Genomic DNA, 14,428 nt, shown 5'->3' on the forward strand with positions numbered 1-14,428 from the left:
CGCCGTCAGGCTGGCTATAATCGCCGGGCTTCACGCGATCCGGCTCCGCCCGGTCGTGCCCGCCACCTGTCCGAGGGGCGCTGCAGCAGACGAAAGCCCCATGTGGCTTTCACCTGTCAGGCTCGGATGGGGCGTTAACCATACGCATCAACGGCGCCCATTCGCAGACAACGAATGGAGTGCTATTGCATGGCTTTCAACGATTTCAAAGTCGCCGATATTTCCCTGGCCGATTGGGGCCGCAAAGAGCTGATCATCGCCGAGTCGGAAATGCCGGCTCTGATGGGCCTGCGCCGCAAGTACGCCGGTGAGCAGCCGCTCAAGGGCGCCAAGATCATCGGCTGCATCCACATGACCATCCAGACCGGCGTGCTGATCGAGACCCTGATCGCGCTCGGTGCCGAAGTGCGCTGGTCGTCCTGCAACATCTTCTCGACCCAGGACCAGGCCGCTGCCGCCATCGCCGCCGCCGGTATCCCGGTATTCGCCTGGAAGGGTGAGACCGAGGAAGAGTACGAGTGGTGCATCGAGCAGACCATCCTCAAGGATGGCCAGCCGTGGGACGCCAACATGATCCTCGACGACGGCGGCGACCTGACCCAGATCATCCACGAGCGCTACCCGGCGATGCTGGACAAGATCCACGGCATCACCGAAGAGACCACCACCGGCGTGCACCGTCTGCTCGACATGCTCAAGGCCGGCACCCTGAAAGTCCCGGCGATCAACGTCAACGACTCGGTGACCAAGAGCAAGAACGACAACAAGTACGGCTGCCGTCACAGCCTGAACGACGCCATCAAGCGCGGCGTCGACCACCTGCTGTCCGGCAAGCAGGCTCTGGTGATCGGCTACGGCGACGTGGGCAAGGGCTCGGCTCAATCCCTGCGCCAGGAAGGCATGATCGTCAAGGTTTCCGAGATCGACCCGATCTGCGCCATGCAGGCCTGCATGGACGGCTTCGAAGTCGCCTCGCCGTACCTCAACGGCCTGAACGATGGCACCGAAGCGAGCATCGACAAGGCCCTGCTGGGCAAGATCGACCTGATCGTCACCACCACCGGTAACGTCAACGTCTGCGACGCCAACATGCTCAAGGCCCTGAAGAAGCGCGCCGTGGTGTGCAACATCGGCCACTTCGACAACGAGATCGACACCGCCTTCATGCGCAAGAACTGGGCCTGGGAAGAGGTCAAGCCGCAGGTGCACAAGATCCACCGCACTGGCGCCGGCCAGTTCGACCCGCGCAACGAGGACTACCTGATCCTGCTGGCCGAAGGCCGCCTGGTGAACCTGGGCAACGCCACCGGCCACCCGAGCCGGATCATGGATGGCTCCTTCGCCAACCAGGTGCTGGCGCAGATCCATCTGTATGGCGCCAAGTTCGCCGACCTGCCGGCTGCCGACAAGGGCGCGCGCCTGACCGTGGAAGTGCTGCCGAAGAAGCTGGACGAGGAAGTGGCCCTGGAGATGGTGCGCGGCTTCGGCGGCGTGGTCACCCAGCTGACCCCGAAACAGGCCGAGTACATCGGCGTGACCGTCGAAGGCCCGTTCAAGCCGGACGCCTACCGCTACTGATGCACCGGGAAGGCGGGGCGGCAACGCCCCGCCTTCTTCGTGTCTGCAAGGACCAGATATATGTCGCAAGAACGTCGCTACAGTTTCGAGTTCTTCCCCACCAAGACCGACGCCGGCCACGAGAAGCTGATGGGCGTGGCCCGCCAGCTGGCCGGCTACAACCCGGACTTCTTCTCCTGCACCTACGGTGCCGGTGGCTCCACCCGCGATCGCACCCTGAACACCGTGCTGCAGCTGGATGGCGATGTCGGCGTGCCGACCGCGCCGCACCTGTCCTGCGTCGGTGACAGCAAGGACGAGCTGCGCAGCCTGCTCAGCCAGTACAAGAACTCCGGGATCAAACGCATCGTCGCCCTGCGCGGCGACCTGCCGTCCGGCATGGGCATGGCCAGCGGCGAGCTGCGCTACGCCAACGAACTGGTGGAGTTCATCCGCGCCGAGACCGGCGATCACTTCCACATCGAAGTGGCCGCCTACCCGGAAGTGCACCCGCAGGCACGCAGCTACGAGGACGATTTGCAGAACTTCGTGCGCAAGTGCCAGGCCGGTGCCAACAGCGCCATCACCCAGTACTTCTTCAGTGCCGACTGCTACTTCTACTTCGTCGAGCGCGTGCGCAAGCTGGGCGTGGAGCTGCCGATCGTGCCGGGCATCATGCCGATCACCAACTACAGCAAGCTGGCGCGCTTCTCCGACGCCTGCGGCGCCGAGATCCCACGCTGGATCCGCAAGCAGCTGGAAGCCTACGGCGACGACCTGGACAGCATCCAGGCCTTCGGCGAGCAGGTGGTCAGCGAGATGTGCGAGCGCCTGCTGCAAGGTGGCGCGCCGGGCCTGCACTTCTATACCCTGAACCAGGCCGACGCCAGTCTGGCCATCTGGAACAACCTCAAGCTGCCACGCTGAGGCGAGCGCGCCGCCGGAGCAACTTCGCGATGGCGGCGCGATCTCATACCAGACACCCCCTGCGCACCGCCCCCGACGCGATCGCGCGCTCGACACGGAAGCCTAGATGACTCTGGTACGCAACAAGATCAACGCCTCGGTTAGCCCCAAGGGCAGCCTGGAAACCCTCTCCCAGCGCGAAGTGCAGCAACTGCGCGAAACCGGCTCCGGCACCATCTATGCCCTGTTCCGCCAATGCGCCCTGGCGATCCTCAACACCGGCTCGCACAGCGACAACGCCAAGACCATCCTCGAGGCCTACCCGGACTTCGAGGTGATCATCCATCAGCAGGATCGCGGCATCCGCCTGGAGCTGCGCAACGCCCCGGCCGACGCCTTCGTCGATGGCGAGATGATCGCCAGCACCCGCGAGATGCTGTTCAGCGCCCTGCGCGACATCGTCTACACGCAGAGCGAGCTGGAGAACCAGCGCATCGACTTCGAGAGCTCCCAGGGCATCACCGACTACGTCTTCCACCTGCTGCGCAACGCCCGCACCCTGCGCGCCGGCGTCGAGCCGCGGATGGCGGTGTGCTGGGGCGGCCACTCGATCAGCACCGAGGAATACAAATACACCAAGAAGGTCGGCCACGAGCTCGGCCTGCGCCGCCTGGACGTCTGCACCGGCTGCGGCCCGGGCGTGATGAAGGGACCGATGAAGGGCGCCACCATCGCCCACGCCAAGCAGCGCATCGTCGGCGCCCGCTACCTGGGCCTGACCGAGCCGGGCATCATCGCCGCCGAGGCACCCAACCCGATCGTCAACGAGCTGGTGATCCTGCCGGACATCGAGAAGCGCCTGGAGGCCTTTGTCCGCGTCGGCCACGGCATCATCATCTTCCCCGGCGGGGTCGGCACGGCCGAGGAATTCCTCTACCTGCTCGGCATCCTCACCCATCCGGACAATGCCGAGTTGCCCTTCCCGGTGATCCTCACCGGCCCGAAGAGCGCCTCGACCTACCTCAAGCAGCTGCACGAGTTCATCGGCGAGACCCTCGGCGCAGTGGCTCAGCAGCGCTACCAGATGATCATCAACGACCCGGCCGAAGTGGCTCGGCAGATGGCCGCAGGCATCCACGCCGTGGAGCAGTTCCGCCGCGAGCGCAACGATGCCTTCCACTTCAACTGGCTGCTGAAGATCGACGAGGGCTTCCAGCGTCCGTTCGAGCCGACCCACGCCAGCATGGCCGCGCTCAACCTGACCCGCGAGCAGCCGCTGCACGAGCTGGCCGCCAACCTGCGCCGCGCCTTCTCCGGCATCGTCGCCGGCAACGTCAAGGCGCACGGCATTCGCATGATCGAGGCGCACGGCCCGTACGAGATCAAGGGCGACCCGACCATCATGCGTCCGCTCGACCGCCTGCTGCAGGCCTTCGTCGAACAGCACCGCATGAAGCTGCCGGGCGGCAGCGCCTACGTGCCCTGCTACCGGGTGGTCAGTTAGTCGCGTATTCGACCAATTGAGCACTGTTGCGGCAGCAGTAATCTCGCTACTCTGGCGCAATGCCATTATTCCAGCGCCAGCTTTATGCCGCCGCACTGCTGCTCTGCCTCGCCTTCACGGCGCGGGCGGAGCCGCTGCGCATCGTCACCGAAGCCTGGGCGCCCTACGTCTACGAGGAGAACGGCCAGCCGGTCGGGCTCGACTACGAGATCAGCGCCGAAGTGCTGCGCCGCCTGGGCGTGGAGGTCGAGTGGCAGTTCCTGCCGTGGAAGCGCTGCCTGCTGGCCTTCGAGCAGGGCCAGGCCGACGGCATTCTCGACATCTTCCGCATCGCCGAGCGCGAGCCGCAGATGCTGTTCGTCGACGAGCCGTTGTCGGAGGTCGAGTTCGTGCTGTTCTACGCGCGCCAGCGGCCCTATCCCTACCGTTCGCTGGAAGACCTGCGCGACCTGCTGATCGGCATCTCGCCGGGCTATTGGTACAACGACCAGGCCTTCCGCGACTCGCGCCTGTTCAGCCGCGAGGAAGCACCGACTCACGAGGCCAACCTGGGCAAGCTGGTGCGCCAGCGCGTGGACCTGGTGGTCAACGACCGCCGCGCCGGCATGTACCTGGCCGCGCGCATGGGGCTGGGCGCGCAGCTCGGCTACAACCCCAAGGCCGTCGGCGAGGACCGCCTGTACCTGGCCCTGCGCCGCACGCCGGAACTGGCGGCCCTGGCCGAGCGCTTCGCCAGCGAACTGCGCCGCTTCAAGCGCGAGCCGGCCTATGCCCATCTGCAGGCGCGCTATGCCGAGCCGGACGATGCGCCGGTCGCCGCCAAGGATTGATCCAGGCCACGAAAATCAGGCGACGGGCAGCTAGCGGCGTAGCCATGATGCTCTGTTATACTCCGGGCTCCCGCCAGGCTTGCGCCCGGATGCTCGGCAACCCATCGCCCAGCAGTACCGGACGGGATCGTTCAGCAAGAGCGATTCAAGCCAGGCAACTTCCCCAATGGGCCTTCGCCCCAATATGACAGGATGACTCATGTCCTTTGTTTCCCTCGGTCTCTCCGAGGCTTTAGCCAATGCGGTAGAAGCTGCCGGCTACACCCAACCCACTCCTGTGCAGCAGCGGGCCATTCCCGCCGTGTTGCAAGGCCGCGATTTGATGGTCGCCGCCCAGACGGGTACCGGTAAAACCGCGGGCTTCGCCCTGCCGATCCTCGAGCGCCTGTTCCCCAACGGCCATCCGGACCGCGAACACCGCCACGGCCCGAAACAACCCCGGGTCCTGGTACTGACCCCGACCCGCGAACTGGCCGCCCAGGTGCATGACAGCTTCAAGGTCTATGCCCGCGACCTGAAATTCGTCAGCGCCTGCATCTTCGGCGGCGTCGGCATGAATCCCCAGGTGCAGGCCCTGGCCAAGGGCGTCGACGTCCTGGTCGCCTGCCCCGGCCGCCTGCTCGACCTGGTCAACCAGAAGGCCATCGACCTCTCCCATGTGGAGATCCTGGTGCTCGACGAAGCCGACCGCATGCTCGACATGGGCTTCATCCACGACGTGAAGAAGGTGCTGGCCAAGCTGCCGGCGCAACGCCAGAACCTGCTGTTCTCGGCGACCTTCTCCAAGGACATTACCGACCTCGCCGGCAAGCTGCTGCACAACCCCGAGCGCATCGAGGTCACGCCGCCGAACACCACGGTCGAGCGCATCGAACAGCGCGTGTTCCGCCTACCGGCCAGCCATAAGCGCGCCCTCCTCGCCCACCTGATCACCCAGGGTGCCTGGGAGCAGGTGCTGGTGTTCACCCGCACCAAGCACGGCGCCAACCGCCTGGCCGAATACCTGGACAAGCACGGCCTGCCGGCCGTGGCGATCCATGGCAACAAGAGCCAGAACGCCCGCACCAAGGCCCTGGCCGACTTCAAGGCCAACCAGGTGCGCATCCTGGTCGCCACCGATATCGCCGCTCGCGGCCTGGATATCGACCAGTTGCCCCACGTGGTCAACTTCGAGCTGCCCAACGTCGAGGAAGACTACGTGCACCGCATCGGCCGCACAGGCCGCGCCGGCCGTAGCGGCGAGGCCATCTCTCTGGTGGCGCCGGACGAGGAGAAGCTGCTCAAAGGCATCGAGCGGATGACCAAGCAACGCATTCCCGACGGCGACACCCTGGGCTTCGACCCGGCCAGCGTCGAAGTCGAGAAGCCGGAAGTGCGCGGCCCGCGCCCCGAGCGCCAGCCACGCGCCGACAGACCGCGCCATGAAGCCAAGCACGAGCCCAAGGCCGCTGGCGAAGCCGGCGAAGGCCAGGGCAAGAAGCGCAAGCGCCGCCGCGGTAAAGGCAAGGGCGAAGGCGAGCAGCAACCAGGCCAGCAACAGGGCCAGCAGGCACGCCAGCCTCGCCAGTCGCAAGCACAAGCGCCGGCTCCGGCGGCGCACCCCGATCGCGATCCGGAAGAGTTCCTCGACGACGATTTCGACAACTTCGGCAACCGCGCCGACTACGTCCCGACCCAGCCGAAGCCCCAGGGTCGCAACCCGCGGCGCGGCGGCGGCCAGGGTGGTCAGGGCCAAGGCCAGCGCAGCCAGGGCGGCGGCCAGCAGGGCCAGCGCCAGGGCGGTGGTGGTCAGGGCGGCCAGCGTCAGGGCAAGCCCGGCGGTCAGCGCCAGGGTGGCGGACAGGGGCAGAACCGCGGCCAGCGCCAGGGCGGTCAGCGTAGCCAGGGCGGCGGTCGTCGCGACGAGCCGCGTTACGAGCGCCAGGAGCCTGCGGTGCAGGACAGCCGCGCGACCAAGCAGCCGCTGATCATCCGCAAGGGTGAGCGCCTGCCGACCATGGAGCAGCTGGAAAGCCTGCAGGACAGCCGTCCGCGCGGCGAGAAGCCGGCGCTGCTGACGCGCAAGAACGACGCGGCGGAGTAATCCTCGCGCCATGAAAAAGCCGGCCCCAGGGCCGGCTTTTTTGTGCCACCCGAAAGATGGCGAGGATCGTACGCAGCGGCCGCCTGGCCACTGCGCAGGCAATCCGAGTTACTGGCGAACGCCTTCGACGGAGAGGATCAGCTCCACTTCCTGGGAAGCCGGGCCGAGGTCCTTCTGGATGTCGAAGTCCTTCAGCTTCAGCTTGGTGCTGCCCTCGAAACCGGCGCGGTAGCCGCCCCACGGGTCGCTGCCCTCACCGATGAACTTGGCGGCGATCACCACCGGCTTGGTCACGCCGTTGAGGGTCAGGTTGCCGGTGATGTCGGCAGTGCCTTCACCGGTGCTCTTGACCGAGGTGGACTCGAAGGTCGCGGTCGGGTTCTTGTCGACGTTGAGGAAGTCGCCGCTGCGCAGGTGCTTGTCACGCTCGGCGTGGTTGGAGTCGACGCTGGCGGTGTTGATCTTGACGCTGACCTTGCTGGCTTCCGGCGCCTTGGCGTCGAAGCTGAAGCTGCCGTCGAAGTCCTTGAAGGTGCCGTACAGCCAGCTGTAGCCCAGGTGGCTGATCTTGAAGTTGATGAAGGCGTGCTGGCCTTCCTTGTCGATGGCGTAGTCGGCGGCCATGGCCTGGCCAGCGAACAGAGCAGCGCCCAGGGTCAGGGCGGCGAGGGATTGCTTGAGCATTAACAGTCTCCTTGTGGGTTACTTGCCGGTGCGACCGAACATGCGCACCAGGGTGGCGTCACGGTCAATGAAATGGTGTTTGAGGGCCGCCAGGGCATGCAGGCCGGCGAAGATCACCAGGGCCCAGGCGAGGTATTCGTGGACCACGCCGGCGATGTCGGCCTGGTCCGGAATGCTGGTCAGGGTGGCCGGCACTTCGAACAGGCCGAACACCGGGATGCCGCGGCCATCGGCGGTGGAAATCAGATAACCGCTGAGCATCAGTACGAACAGCGCCAGATAGAGGAAGGCGTGGCCGGCCTTGGAGGCCAGGCGAGTGACGGCGCCATGGTTGGCCGGGGCCGGTGGTGGCGGGCTGAGGAAGCGCCAGACGACACGGCCGAGCATGACCACGAACAGGGTGATGCCGACGCTCTTGTGCAGATCCGGAGCCGTGCGATACCAGCCGCTGTAGTAGTCCAGGCCGACCATCCACAGGCCCACGCCGAACAGACCGAACACCGCCAGGGCCACCAGCCAGTGCAGCGTGATGCTGACCAGGCCATAGGTGGAATTGGAGTTGCGCCACTGCATGAGATGTTTCCGTACCAGGGGATGAAAGACAGCCTAGCGGCAAACGCATCGAATAAAAGCGGAAATTTTCGCTTCGAAATATCGAGCAAACAGATACTTGTGCGCCGTCGAGTTAGTCCGTAAGCATCCCGCCGGGTTCAGCGCGGCGGCCTTGGACGGCGCACCTGCGAGAACGAACGGCGAGCGGCGTATCGCCTAGGGCCTTCTGGTAGTCTCACCCGCATTCGTTTCGGAGAAGCCCCCATGACCCAGAACAGCCAGTGGATGCAGCGCGACCTCGCCGTGCTGTGGCACCCCTGCACCCAGATGAAGGACCACGAGCGCCTGCCGCTGATCCCGATCAGGCGCGGCGACGGCGTGTGGCTGGAGGACTTCGACGGCAAGCGCTACCTCGACGCGGTCAGCTCCTGGTGGGTCAACGTGTTCGGCCACGGCAACCCGCGCATCAACCAGCGCATCCGCGACCAGCTCGACAGCCTGGAACACGTGATGCTCGCCGGCTTCACCCATGCGCCGGTGGTCGAACTGTCCGAGCGCCTGGTGCAGATCACTCCCGCCGGGCTGAACAAGGTGTTCTACGCCGACAACGGCTCCTCGGGCATCGAGGTGGCGCTGAAGATGAGCCACCACTACTGGATCAACCACGACCAGCCCGGCAAGAAGCGCTTCGTCACCCTGAGCAACAGCTACCACGGCGAGACCGTGGCGGCCATGTCGGTGGGCGACGTCGCGTTGTTCACCGACACCTACAAGGCGTTGCTGCTCGACACCATCAAGGTGCCGAGCCCGGACTGCTACCTGCGCCCCGAGGGCATGGGTTGGGAGGAACATTCACGCAACCTGTTCGCCGCCATGGAGCAGACCCTGGCCGAGCATCATCACGAAGTCGCCGCGGTGATCGTCGAGCCGCTGATCCAGGGCGCCGGCGGCATGCGCATGTACCACCCGATCTACCTCAAGCTGCTGCGCGAGGCCTGCGACCGCTACGGCGTGCACCTGATCCACGACGAGATCGCCGTCGGCTTCGGCCGCACCGGGACGATGTTCGCCTGCGAACAGGCCGGCATCACCCCAGACTTTCTGGTGCTGTCCAAGGCGCTGACCGGTGGCTACCTGCCGATGGCTGCCGTACTCACCACCGATGAAGTCTATGGCGCCTTCTACGACGACTACGCCACCCTGCGCGCTTTCCTCCACTCGCACACCTACACCGGCAATCCGCTGGCCTGCGCCGCCGCCCTGGCGACCCTGGATATCTTCCGCGACGATAATGTCATCGAGAAGAACAAGGCATTGGCCACCCGCATGGCCAGCGCCACCGAACACCTCAAGGACCACCCGCATGTGGCCGAAGTGCGCCAGACCGGCATGGCCCTGGCCATCGAGATGGTGCAGGACAAGGCCAGCAAGACCGCCTACCCCTGGCAGCAGCGCCGTGGCCTACAGGTCTACCAGCACGCCCTGGAGCGCGGCGCCCTGCTGCGCCCGCTAGGCAGCGTGGTGTACTTCCTGCCGCCGTATGTGATCACGCCCGAGCAGATCGACTTCCTCGCCGAGGTGGCCAGCGAAGGCATCGATATCGCCACCCGCGAATCGGTCAGCGTGGCGGTGGCCAGCGACCTGTATCCCAACCATCGCGACCCCGGCTGATCAGCGGGTAAACTGCACGCCTCCAGCTACTGCCACGAACCTCGCCATGCGCCTGTCCCGCTTCTTTATCGATGCCCCGCTCTCCCTCGGCCAGCACGAGCTGCCCGAGGCCCAGGCGCACTACATCGGCCGCGTGCTGCGGCATGCGGTGGGCGATGCCGTGCAGCTGTTCGACGGCAGCGGCCAGGAGTATTTGGGCGAGCTGATCGAAGTGGGCAAGAAGACTGTGCGGGTCGAGCTGCGTGAGCGGTTCGCCGGCCAGCCCGAATCGAGCCTGCGCGTACACCTGGGCCAGGGGCTGTCACGCGGCGAACGCATGGACTGGGCGATCCAGAAAGCCACCGAGCTGGGCGCCAGCGAGATCACCCCGATCGTCTCCGAGCGCTGCGAAGTGCGTCTGAAGGACGAGCGCGCCGACAAGCGCCTGGCCCACTGGCGCCAGGTGGCGATCAGCGCCTGCGAGCAGTGCGGCCGCTCGGTGCTGCCGGTCATCCACTCACCCATGCTGCTGGCCGACTGGCTGAAACAGACCAGTGCAGATCTCAAGCTGGTGCTGCATCCGGTGGCCGAGCCGCTGACCAGTCACGCCAGCCCAGAGACCCTGGCCTTCCTGATCGGCCCGGAAGGCGGCCTCAGCGACGCCGAGGTGGAGCAGGCCAAGGCCGCCGGCTTCCACGCCTCCCGCCTCGGCCCACGCGTGCTGCGTACCGAGACCGCGCCGGTGGTTGCGTTGGCCGTAGCCCAGCAGCTATGGGGCGATTTCTAGGGGCGATTGCCGTCTGGGCGTCACAAGGTGTGACTTCATGGGATGGCACGGCCGTCCGCCTCTGGCATGCTCTGCGCGCCAATGACGAAGCGACGGCCTATCACCCCGCTCCGCCCTTGCCGGAGCCGGTGCGTATCGCAACGGCCCCACTCCAAAAATAGTTCGCCCGGGCTCCGTACTCCCCACAAAGGAGTCGCTGCAAGCCCGAGGTACAAGGAGCACTAAATGAACGAACTGGTTTCGACCCTCAACGGGTATATCTGGAGCCCGGCACTGATCTACCTCTGCCTCGGCGTGGGTCTGTACTTCTCGCTGCGCGGCCGCTTCCTGCAGGTCCGCCATTTCAAGGAAATGATCCGCCTGATGTTCAACGGGCGCACCGACGAACACGGCATCACCTCGTTCCAGGCCCTGACCATGACCCTCGCCGGTCGCGTCGGTACCGGCAACATTGCTGGCGTCGCCACCGCCATCACCTTCGGCGGCCCGGGTGCGGTGTTCTGGATGTGGATGGTGGCTTTCCTCGGCGCCAGCTCGGCCTTCGTCGAGTCCACCCTAGGCCAGGTCTACAAGGAGAAGCTGGACGGCCAATACCGTGGCGGCCCGGCCTTCTACATCGAGAAGGGTCTGGGCATCAAATGGTTCGCCTGGATCTTCGCCATCGTCACCATCTTCGCCTGCGGCCTGCTGTTGCCGGGCGTACAGGCCAACTCCATCGCCTCCAGCGTGCAGACCGCCCTCGGCGTGCACCCGAATACCACCGCCGCCGTGCTGGCGATCATGCTCGGTCTGATCATCTTCGGTGGGGTCAAGCGCATCGCGCGTTTCGCCGAGTTCGTCGTACCGTTCATGGCGCTGGGCTACATCCTGGTGGCCTGCGTCATCGTACTGCTGAACATCGACAAGCTGCCGGGCGTGATGACACTGATCTTCAAGAGCGCCTTCGGCCTGGATGCGGGCTTCGGCGCCATCCTCGGCCTGGCCATCATGTGGGGCGTCAAGCGCGGCGTGTACTCCAACGAGGCCGGCCAGGGAACCGGTCCGCATGCCTCCTCGGCCGCCGCCGTCAGCCATCCGGTGAAGCAGGGCCTGGTGCAGGGCTTCTCGGTGTATGTCGACACCCTGTTCGTATGCTCCGCCACCGCCTTCATGCTGCTGATCACCGGCCAGTACAACGTCCAGGCGCCGGATGGTAGCGCTCTGTTCACCGGCATCGCCGGCGTGGCCGCTGGCCCGGGCTATGTGCAGACGGCGATGGAGAACATCATGCCCGGCTTCGGCAACATCTTCGTCGCCGTGGCGCTGTTCTTCTTCGCCTTCACCACCATCGTGGCTTACTACTACATCGCCGAAACCAACATCGCCTACATCAACCGCAAGGTGCACCGTCCGGTGCTGACCCTGCTGCTGAAGGCCGGCATCATCGCCGCCACGGTCTATGGCACGGTGAAGACCGCCGACCTGGCCTGGGGCCTGGGCGACCTCGGCGTGGGCCTGATGGCCTGGCTCAACATCGCCGCCATCGTGCTGATGCACAAGACCGCGTTCAAGTGCCTGAAGGACTACGAGGCGCAGCAGAAGGAGGGCAAGGAACCGGTGTTCCACCCAGAGAAACTGGGCATCAAGAACGCCGACTACTGGGGCACCCATACCTCCGAGGACAATCTCGCCGCCGAGCACACCGCCGAACTGCAGGGCCGGGCGGAAACCCAGCGCTGAGTCGCCGCCTGTGAGCACAGCCCCGGCACCGCAAGGTCCGGGGCTTTTTGCTGGGCGCTCATATCCCGCGCAGAGTCAGCCCGGCCAGCGCCAGCAACAGCAGGCCGCAGCAGGCGTAGCTGATACGGTGCCAAAGCGGAGAAGTATTACGCCGCAGCCAGTCCACCAGCGCCGCACAGATAAAGCACCAGAGCAGCGAGGCGAACATGAAGCCGGCGAAGAACACCGCCATCTCCGTGCGACTCGGCGTGCCCTCGACGATGCCCGCCAGCGCGCTGCCCAGGGCGCCCCAGAACACGATGTTCTTCGGATTCGACAGCGACAGCAGCGCGCCGGCGCCGAAGGCATTGCGCCCCTGCGCTGCGCCTTCCTCCTGCGCCGGCGGCTGCCAGGCATCGCGCAACCCCTGAATACCGAGCCAGGCCAGATAGGCCGCGCAGGCGATGGTCAGCGGCACGCGCACGCTGTCCTGGGCCAGCAGCAGGACCAGGCTGGTCAGGCCGATCAGCGCCCATACCGCATCGCCGATCAGCGAACCCAGCTGCACCAGCAGCGCCGGACGGAAGCCGCCGGTCAGGCCGCGGCGCAGGGTCTCGCTGAAAACGGCGCCGGGGGATGCGCAGAAGGCCAGGCCGAACAGCATGGCGGCGAGGAAGATGGCCAGCATGGAGGGTGCTCCGAATCGATGACGGCGCGGATTATCGGCGAAGCGCGAGCCGCCGACTTGAACCGGATTGCTAGGTGCTCAGCGCCGGACCAGCGCCTGATAGCGGCCGGGACTGACACCGTAGGCGGCGCGAAAATGCCGGTTGAGATGGCTCTGGTCGGCGAAGCCCAAAGCATGAGCCACTTCGCCAGCCGGCAGCCAAGGCGCAACAGCCCCTGGGCGCGGCGAGTGCGCAGCTGCATGGCCCACTGCCGCGGGCTGAGCCCGGTACGGCGCTTGAAGGCGCGCAGCAGGTGGAACTTGGACAGGTCCACCGCCGCAGCCATCTGCTCCAGACTCGGCGTCTGCTCCAGGCTGGCGGCCAGCAGTTCCTGCAGGCGCCCGACCGCCTCGCTGCCGATATCCCGGGCCTCGGCCAGACGCACACCGGCGCCGCTGGCGATCCGTCCGAGCAGCAGGGTCACGCCCTCCTCGCCATGCTCACGCAGCAGCGGATCGTCGCTCAGGCAGGCCTCGATCGCTCGGGCCAGTTCACCGGCCAGGGTCGGTGCCTGCTGCAGTGGACGTTCGAACTGCAGCTCGTTGCGGCCGAGGCTCTCGGCCAGTCGCGCCGCGGGCAGGTACAGGCTGACATAGCGCCACGGCTGCCCTTCGCGGGCACCGCCGCCCTGGATCTCGCCGGGGTTGTAGGTGGTGATGGCGCCGACACCGGCGTCGAAGGTCCGACCGTCCAGCCAGATGCGCTCGGTGCCGACCAGGTTGGCACCGATGACGAATTCGTCGTGGCTGTGTTTTTCGAAGTACTGGCCCGGTGCGAAATTGCTGGCGACTTCCAGCTCGCCCAGGCGCGCCAGGCGGACCGAACTCATCTCAAAAATCGCCCGAGCAATCGCCGAGCGCAGTCGAGACTAGGCGGAAAGGGCTGAGAAAGCGCAGTTTACGAGTGGTAAATGAGCATTTCGAAGCCATTTCCAACGCAGTATCGGCAAGCGCAGGCATTGGGCGGGTGATTTTCAGATCAGGCCGGCGTCCGCCAGCTTTTGCTCCAGGCCGATCAGGTCGGGGATCTTCACCACGGCTTCGCCGAGCTGCACGGCATCCAGCTCCAGCGGAGCCAGTTCGGCGCTGGCGCGCTGCAGGTTGCCGTCGACCTTCATCGAGCGCGGGATGCCTTGCACCAGCAGGGCGATGAACTTGACCTGGTCGCGACCGCCCATGGCATTGAGCACCGCCACGCGCACGCCCGGGCCGATCTGCGGCTGACCATCGGAGGCCGCCTCGAACGACAGCAGCGGCAGCTGCAGGTCGCGCCAGGCCACCTGGCCGAGGAACCAGGACGGCAGCCCCGGCGTGACATGCGGCGGACGGTAGGGAATCAGCTCGGCCACCGCCACGTTGGGCAGCAGCAGGGTGCGGTCGGCCAGCGGCACCAGCAGGCCGGTGAGGCTGCTGATGCTGTTCTGGCTGGCGATGGCTTGGCTCATGGCGG

The 14,428-nt window shown here is 66.0% G+C and carries 12 protein-coding genes, 1 pseudogene and 1 riboswitch; of the genes and pseudogenes, 8 read left to right on the forward strand and 5 right to left on the reverse strand.

The window, feature by feature from the left end; translation table 11 throughout:
- The first annotated feature begins 66 nt into the window (after positions 1-66).
- Positions 67-166: riboswitch (S-adenosyl-L-homocysteine riboswitch) on the forward strand.
- Positions 167-189: 23 nt separating this feature from the next.
- The 5 genes from ahcY to rhlE2 all read left to right on the forward strand — a co-directional run bounded on the left by ahcY (position 190) and on the right by rhlE2 (position 6,880).
- Positions 190-1,578: an adenosylhomocysteinase gene (ahcY, locus tag OH686_RS10580; RefSeq protein ID WP_289538424.1), complete on the forward strand. Its 1,389-nt coding sequence runs from the start codon at positions 190-192 to the stop codon at positions 1,576-1,578.
- A gap of 60 nt (positions 1,579-1,638) precedes the next feature.
- On the forward strand, positions 1,639-2,484 hold the full coding sequence (metF, locus tag OH686_RS10585; protein ID WP_289538426.1) for a methylenetetrahydrofolate reductase [NAD(P)H]: 846 nt from the start codon (positions 1,639-1,641) through the stop codon (positions 2,482-2,484).
- 106 nt (positions 2,485-2,590) lie between these two features.
- Positions 2,591-3,967 (forward strand): nucleotide 5'-monophosphate nucleosidase PpnN, encoded by a 1,377-nt coding sequence (gene ppnN, locus OH686_RS10590; protein ID WP_289538428.1) that lies wholly within the window; start codon positions 2,591-2,593, stop codon positions 3,965-3,967.
- A 59-nt stretch (positions 3,968-4,026) separates the two neighbouring features.
- Positions 4,027-4,797, forward strand: a complete 771-nt coding sequence (locus OH686_RS10595) for a substrate-binding periplasmic protein (RefSeq protein ID WP_289538430.1) — start codon at positions 4,027-4,029, stop codon at positions 4,795-4,797.
- A gap of 199 nt (positions 4,798-4,996) precedes the next feature.
- Positions 4,997-6,880 carry an RNA helicase RhlE2 gene (rhlE2, locus tag OH686_RS10600; protein WP_289538432.1) on the forward strand — a complete coding sequence of 628 codons (1,884 nt, stop codon included), beginning with the start codon at positions 4,997-4,999 and terminating at the stop codon, positions 6,878-6,880.
- 108 nt (positions 6,881-6,988) lie between these two features.
- On the opposite strand, the gene OH686_RS10605 is transcribed toward rhlE2, so the two are convergent.
- Positions 6,989-7,564, reverse strand: coding sequence for a YceI family protein (locus tag OH686_RS10605; protein ID WP_137973623.1), 576 nt, complete (start codon positions 7,562-7,564; stop codon positions 6,989-6,991).
- A gap of 18 nt (positions 7,565-7,582) precedes the next feature.
- The gene (locus OH686_RS10610; protein WP_289538435.1) at positions 7,583-8,137 is read right to left on the reverse strand and encodes a cytochrome b; all 555 of its coding nucleotides are present in this window, start codon (positions 8,135-8,137) and stop codon (positions 7,583-7,585) included.
- Between the two features lie 243 nt (positions 8,138-8,380).
- On the opposite strand from OH686_RS10610, the gene OH686_RS10615 reads away from it, so the two are divergent.
- From OH686_RS10615 to OH686_RS10625, 3 genes are all read left to right on the forward strand, one after another.
- Positions 8,381-9,787, forward strand: coding sequence for an adenosylmethionine--8-amino-7-oxononanoate transaminase (locus OH686_RS10615; RefSeq protein WP_289538437.1), 1,407 nt, complete (start codon positions 8,381-8,383; stop codon positions 9,785-9,787).
- A 46-nt stretch (positions 9,788-9,833) separates the two neighbouring features.
- A complete protein-coding gene (locus tag OH686_RS10620) occupies positions 9,834-10,553 on the forward strand; it encodes a 16S rRNA (uracil(1498)-N(3))-methyltransferase (RefSeq protein ID WP_289538439.1) in 720 nt (239 codons plus the stop codon).
- A gap of 225 nt (positions 10,554-10,778) precedes the next feature.
- Positions 10,779-12,272: an alanine/glycine:cation symporter family protein gene (locus OH686_RS10625; RefSeq protein WP_289538441.1), complete on the forward strand. Its 1,494-nt coding sequence runs from the start codon at positions 10,779-10,781 to the stop codon at positions 12,270-12,272.
- Between the two features lie 58 nt (positions 12,273-12,330).
- Here OH686_RS10625 and OH686_RS10630 read toward each other — a convergent pair whose 3' ends face one another.
- From OH686_RS10630 to OH686_RS10640, 3 genes and pseudogenes are all read right to left on the reverse strand, one after another.
- Entirely contained in the window at positions 12,331-12,939 is a 609-nt protein-coding gene (locus tag OH686_RS10630; RefSeq protein ID WP_289538443.1) for a LysE family translocator, read from the reverse strand.
- Between the two features lie 78 nt (positions 12,940-13,017).
- Positions 13,018-13,808 (reverse strand): annotated as a pseudogene (locus OH686_RS10635) (AraC family transcriptional regulator).
- Between the two features lie 144 nt (positions 13,809-13,952).
- Entirely contained in the window at positions 13,953-14,423 is a 471-nt protein-coding gene (locus OH686_RS10640; RefSeq protein ID WP_289538445.1) for a chemotaxis protein CheW, read from the reverse strand.
- Positions 14,424-14,428 lie beyond the last annotated feature (5 nt).

Source organism: Pseudomonas sp. SO81 (genome assembly GCF_030374125.1).
Classification (GTDB): domain Bacteria; phylum Pseudomonadota; class Gammaproteobacteria; order Pseudomonadales; family Pseudomonadaceae; genus Aquipseudomonas.

Coding starts and splice junctions, on each gene's coding strand:
- rhlE2 (WP_289538432.1), top strand. CDS start 4,997: ATGTCCTTTGTTTCCCTCGGTCTCTCCGAGGCTTTAGCCAATGCGGTA.
- OH686_RS10605 (WP_137973623.1), bottom strand. CDS start 7,564: ATGCTCAAGCAATCCCTCGCCGCCCTGACCCTGGGCGCTGCTCTGTTC.
- ppnN (WP_289538428.1), top strand. CDS start 2,591: ATGACTCTGGTACGCAACAAGATCAACGCCTCGGTTAGCCCCAAGGGC.
- OH686_RS10615 (WP_289538437.1), top strand. CDS start 8,381: ATGACCCAGAACAGCCAGTGGATGCAGCGCGACCTCGCCGTGCTGTGG.
- OH686_RS10625 (WP_289538441.1), top strand. CDS start 10,779: ATGAACGAACTGGTTTCGACCCTCAACGGGTATATCTGGAGCCCGGCA.
- OH686_RS10620 (WP_289538439.1), top strand. CDS start 9,834: ATGCGCCTGTCCCGCTTCTTTATCGATGCCCCGCTCTCCCTCGGCCAG.
- OH686_RS10640 (WP_289538445.1), bottom strand. CDS start 14,423: ATGAGCCAAGCCATCGCCAGCCAGAACAGCATCAGCAGCCTCACCGGC.
- OH686_RS10610 (WP_289538435.1), bottom strand. CDS start 8,137: ATGCAGTGGCGCAACTCCAATTCCACCTATGGCCTGGTCAGCATCACG.
- OH686_RS10595 (WP_289538430.1), top strand. CDS start 4,027: ATGCCATTATTCCAGCGCCAGCTTTATGCCGCCGCACTGCTGCTCTGC.
- ahcY (WP_289538424.1), top strand. CDS start 190: ATGGCTTTCAACGATTTCAAAGTCGCCGATATTTCCCTGGCCGATTGG.
- metF (WP_289538426.1), top strand. CDS start 1,639: ATGTCGCAAGAACGTCGCTACAGTTTCGAGTTCTTCCCCACCAAGACC.
- OH686_RS10630 (WP_289538443.1), bottom strand. CDS start 12,939: ATGCTGGCCATCTTCCTCGCCGCCATGCTGTTCGGCCTGGCCTTCTGC.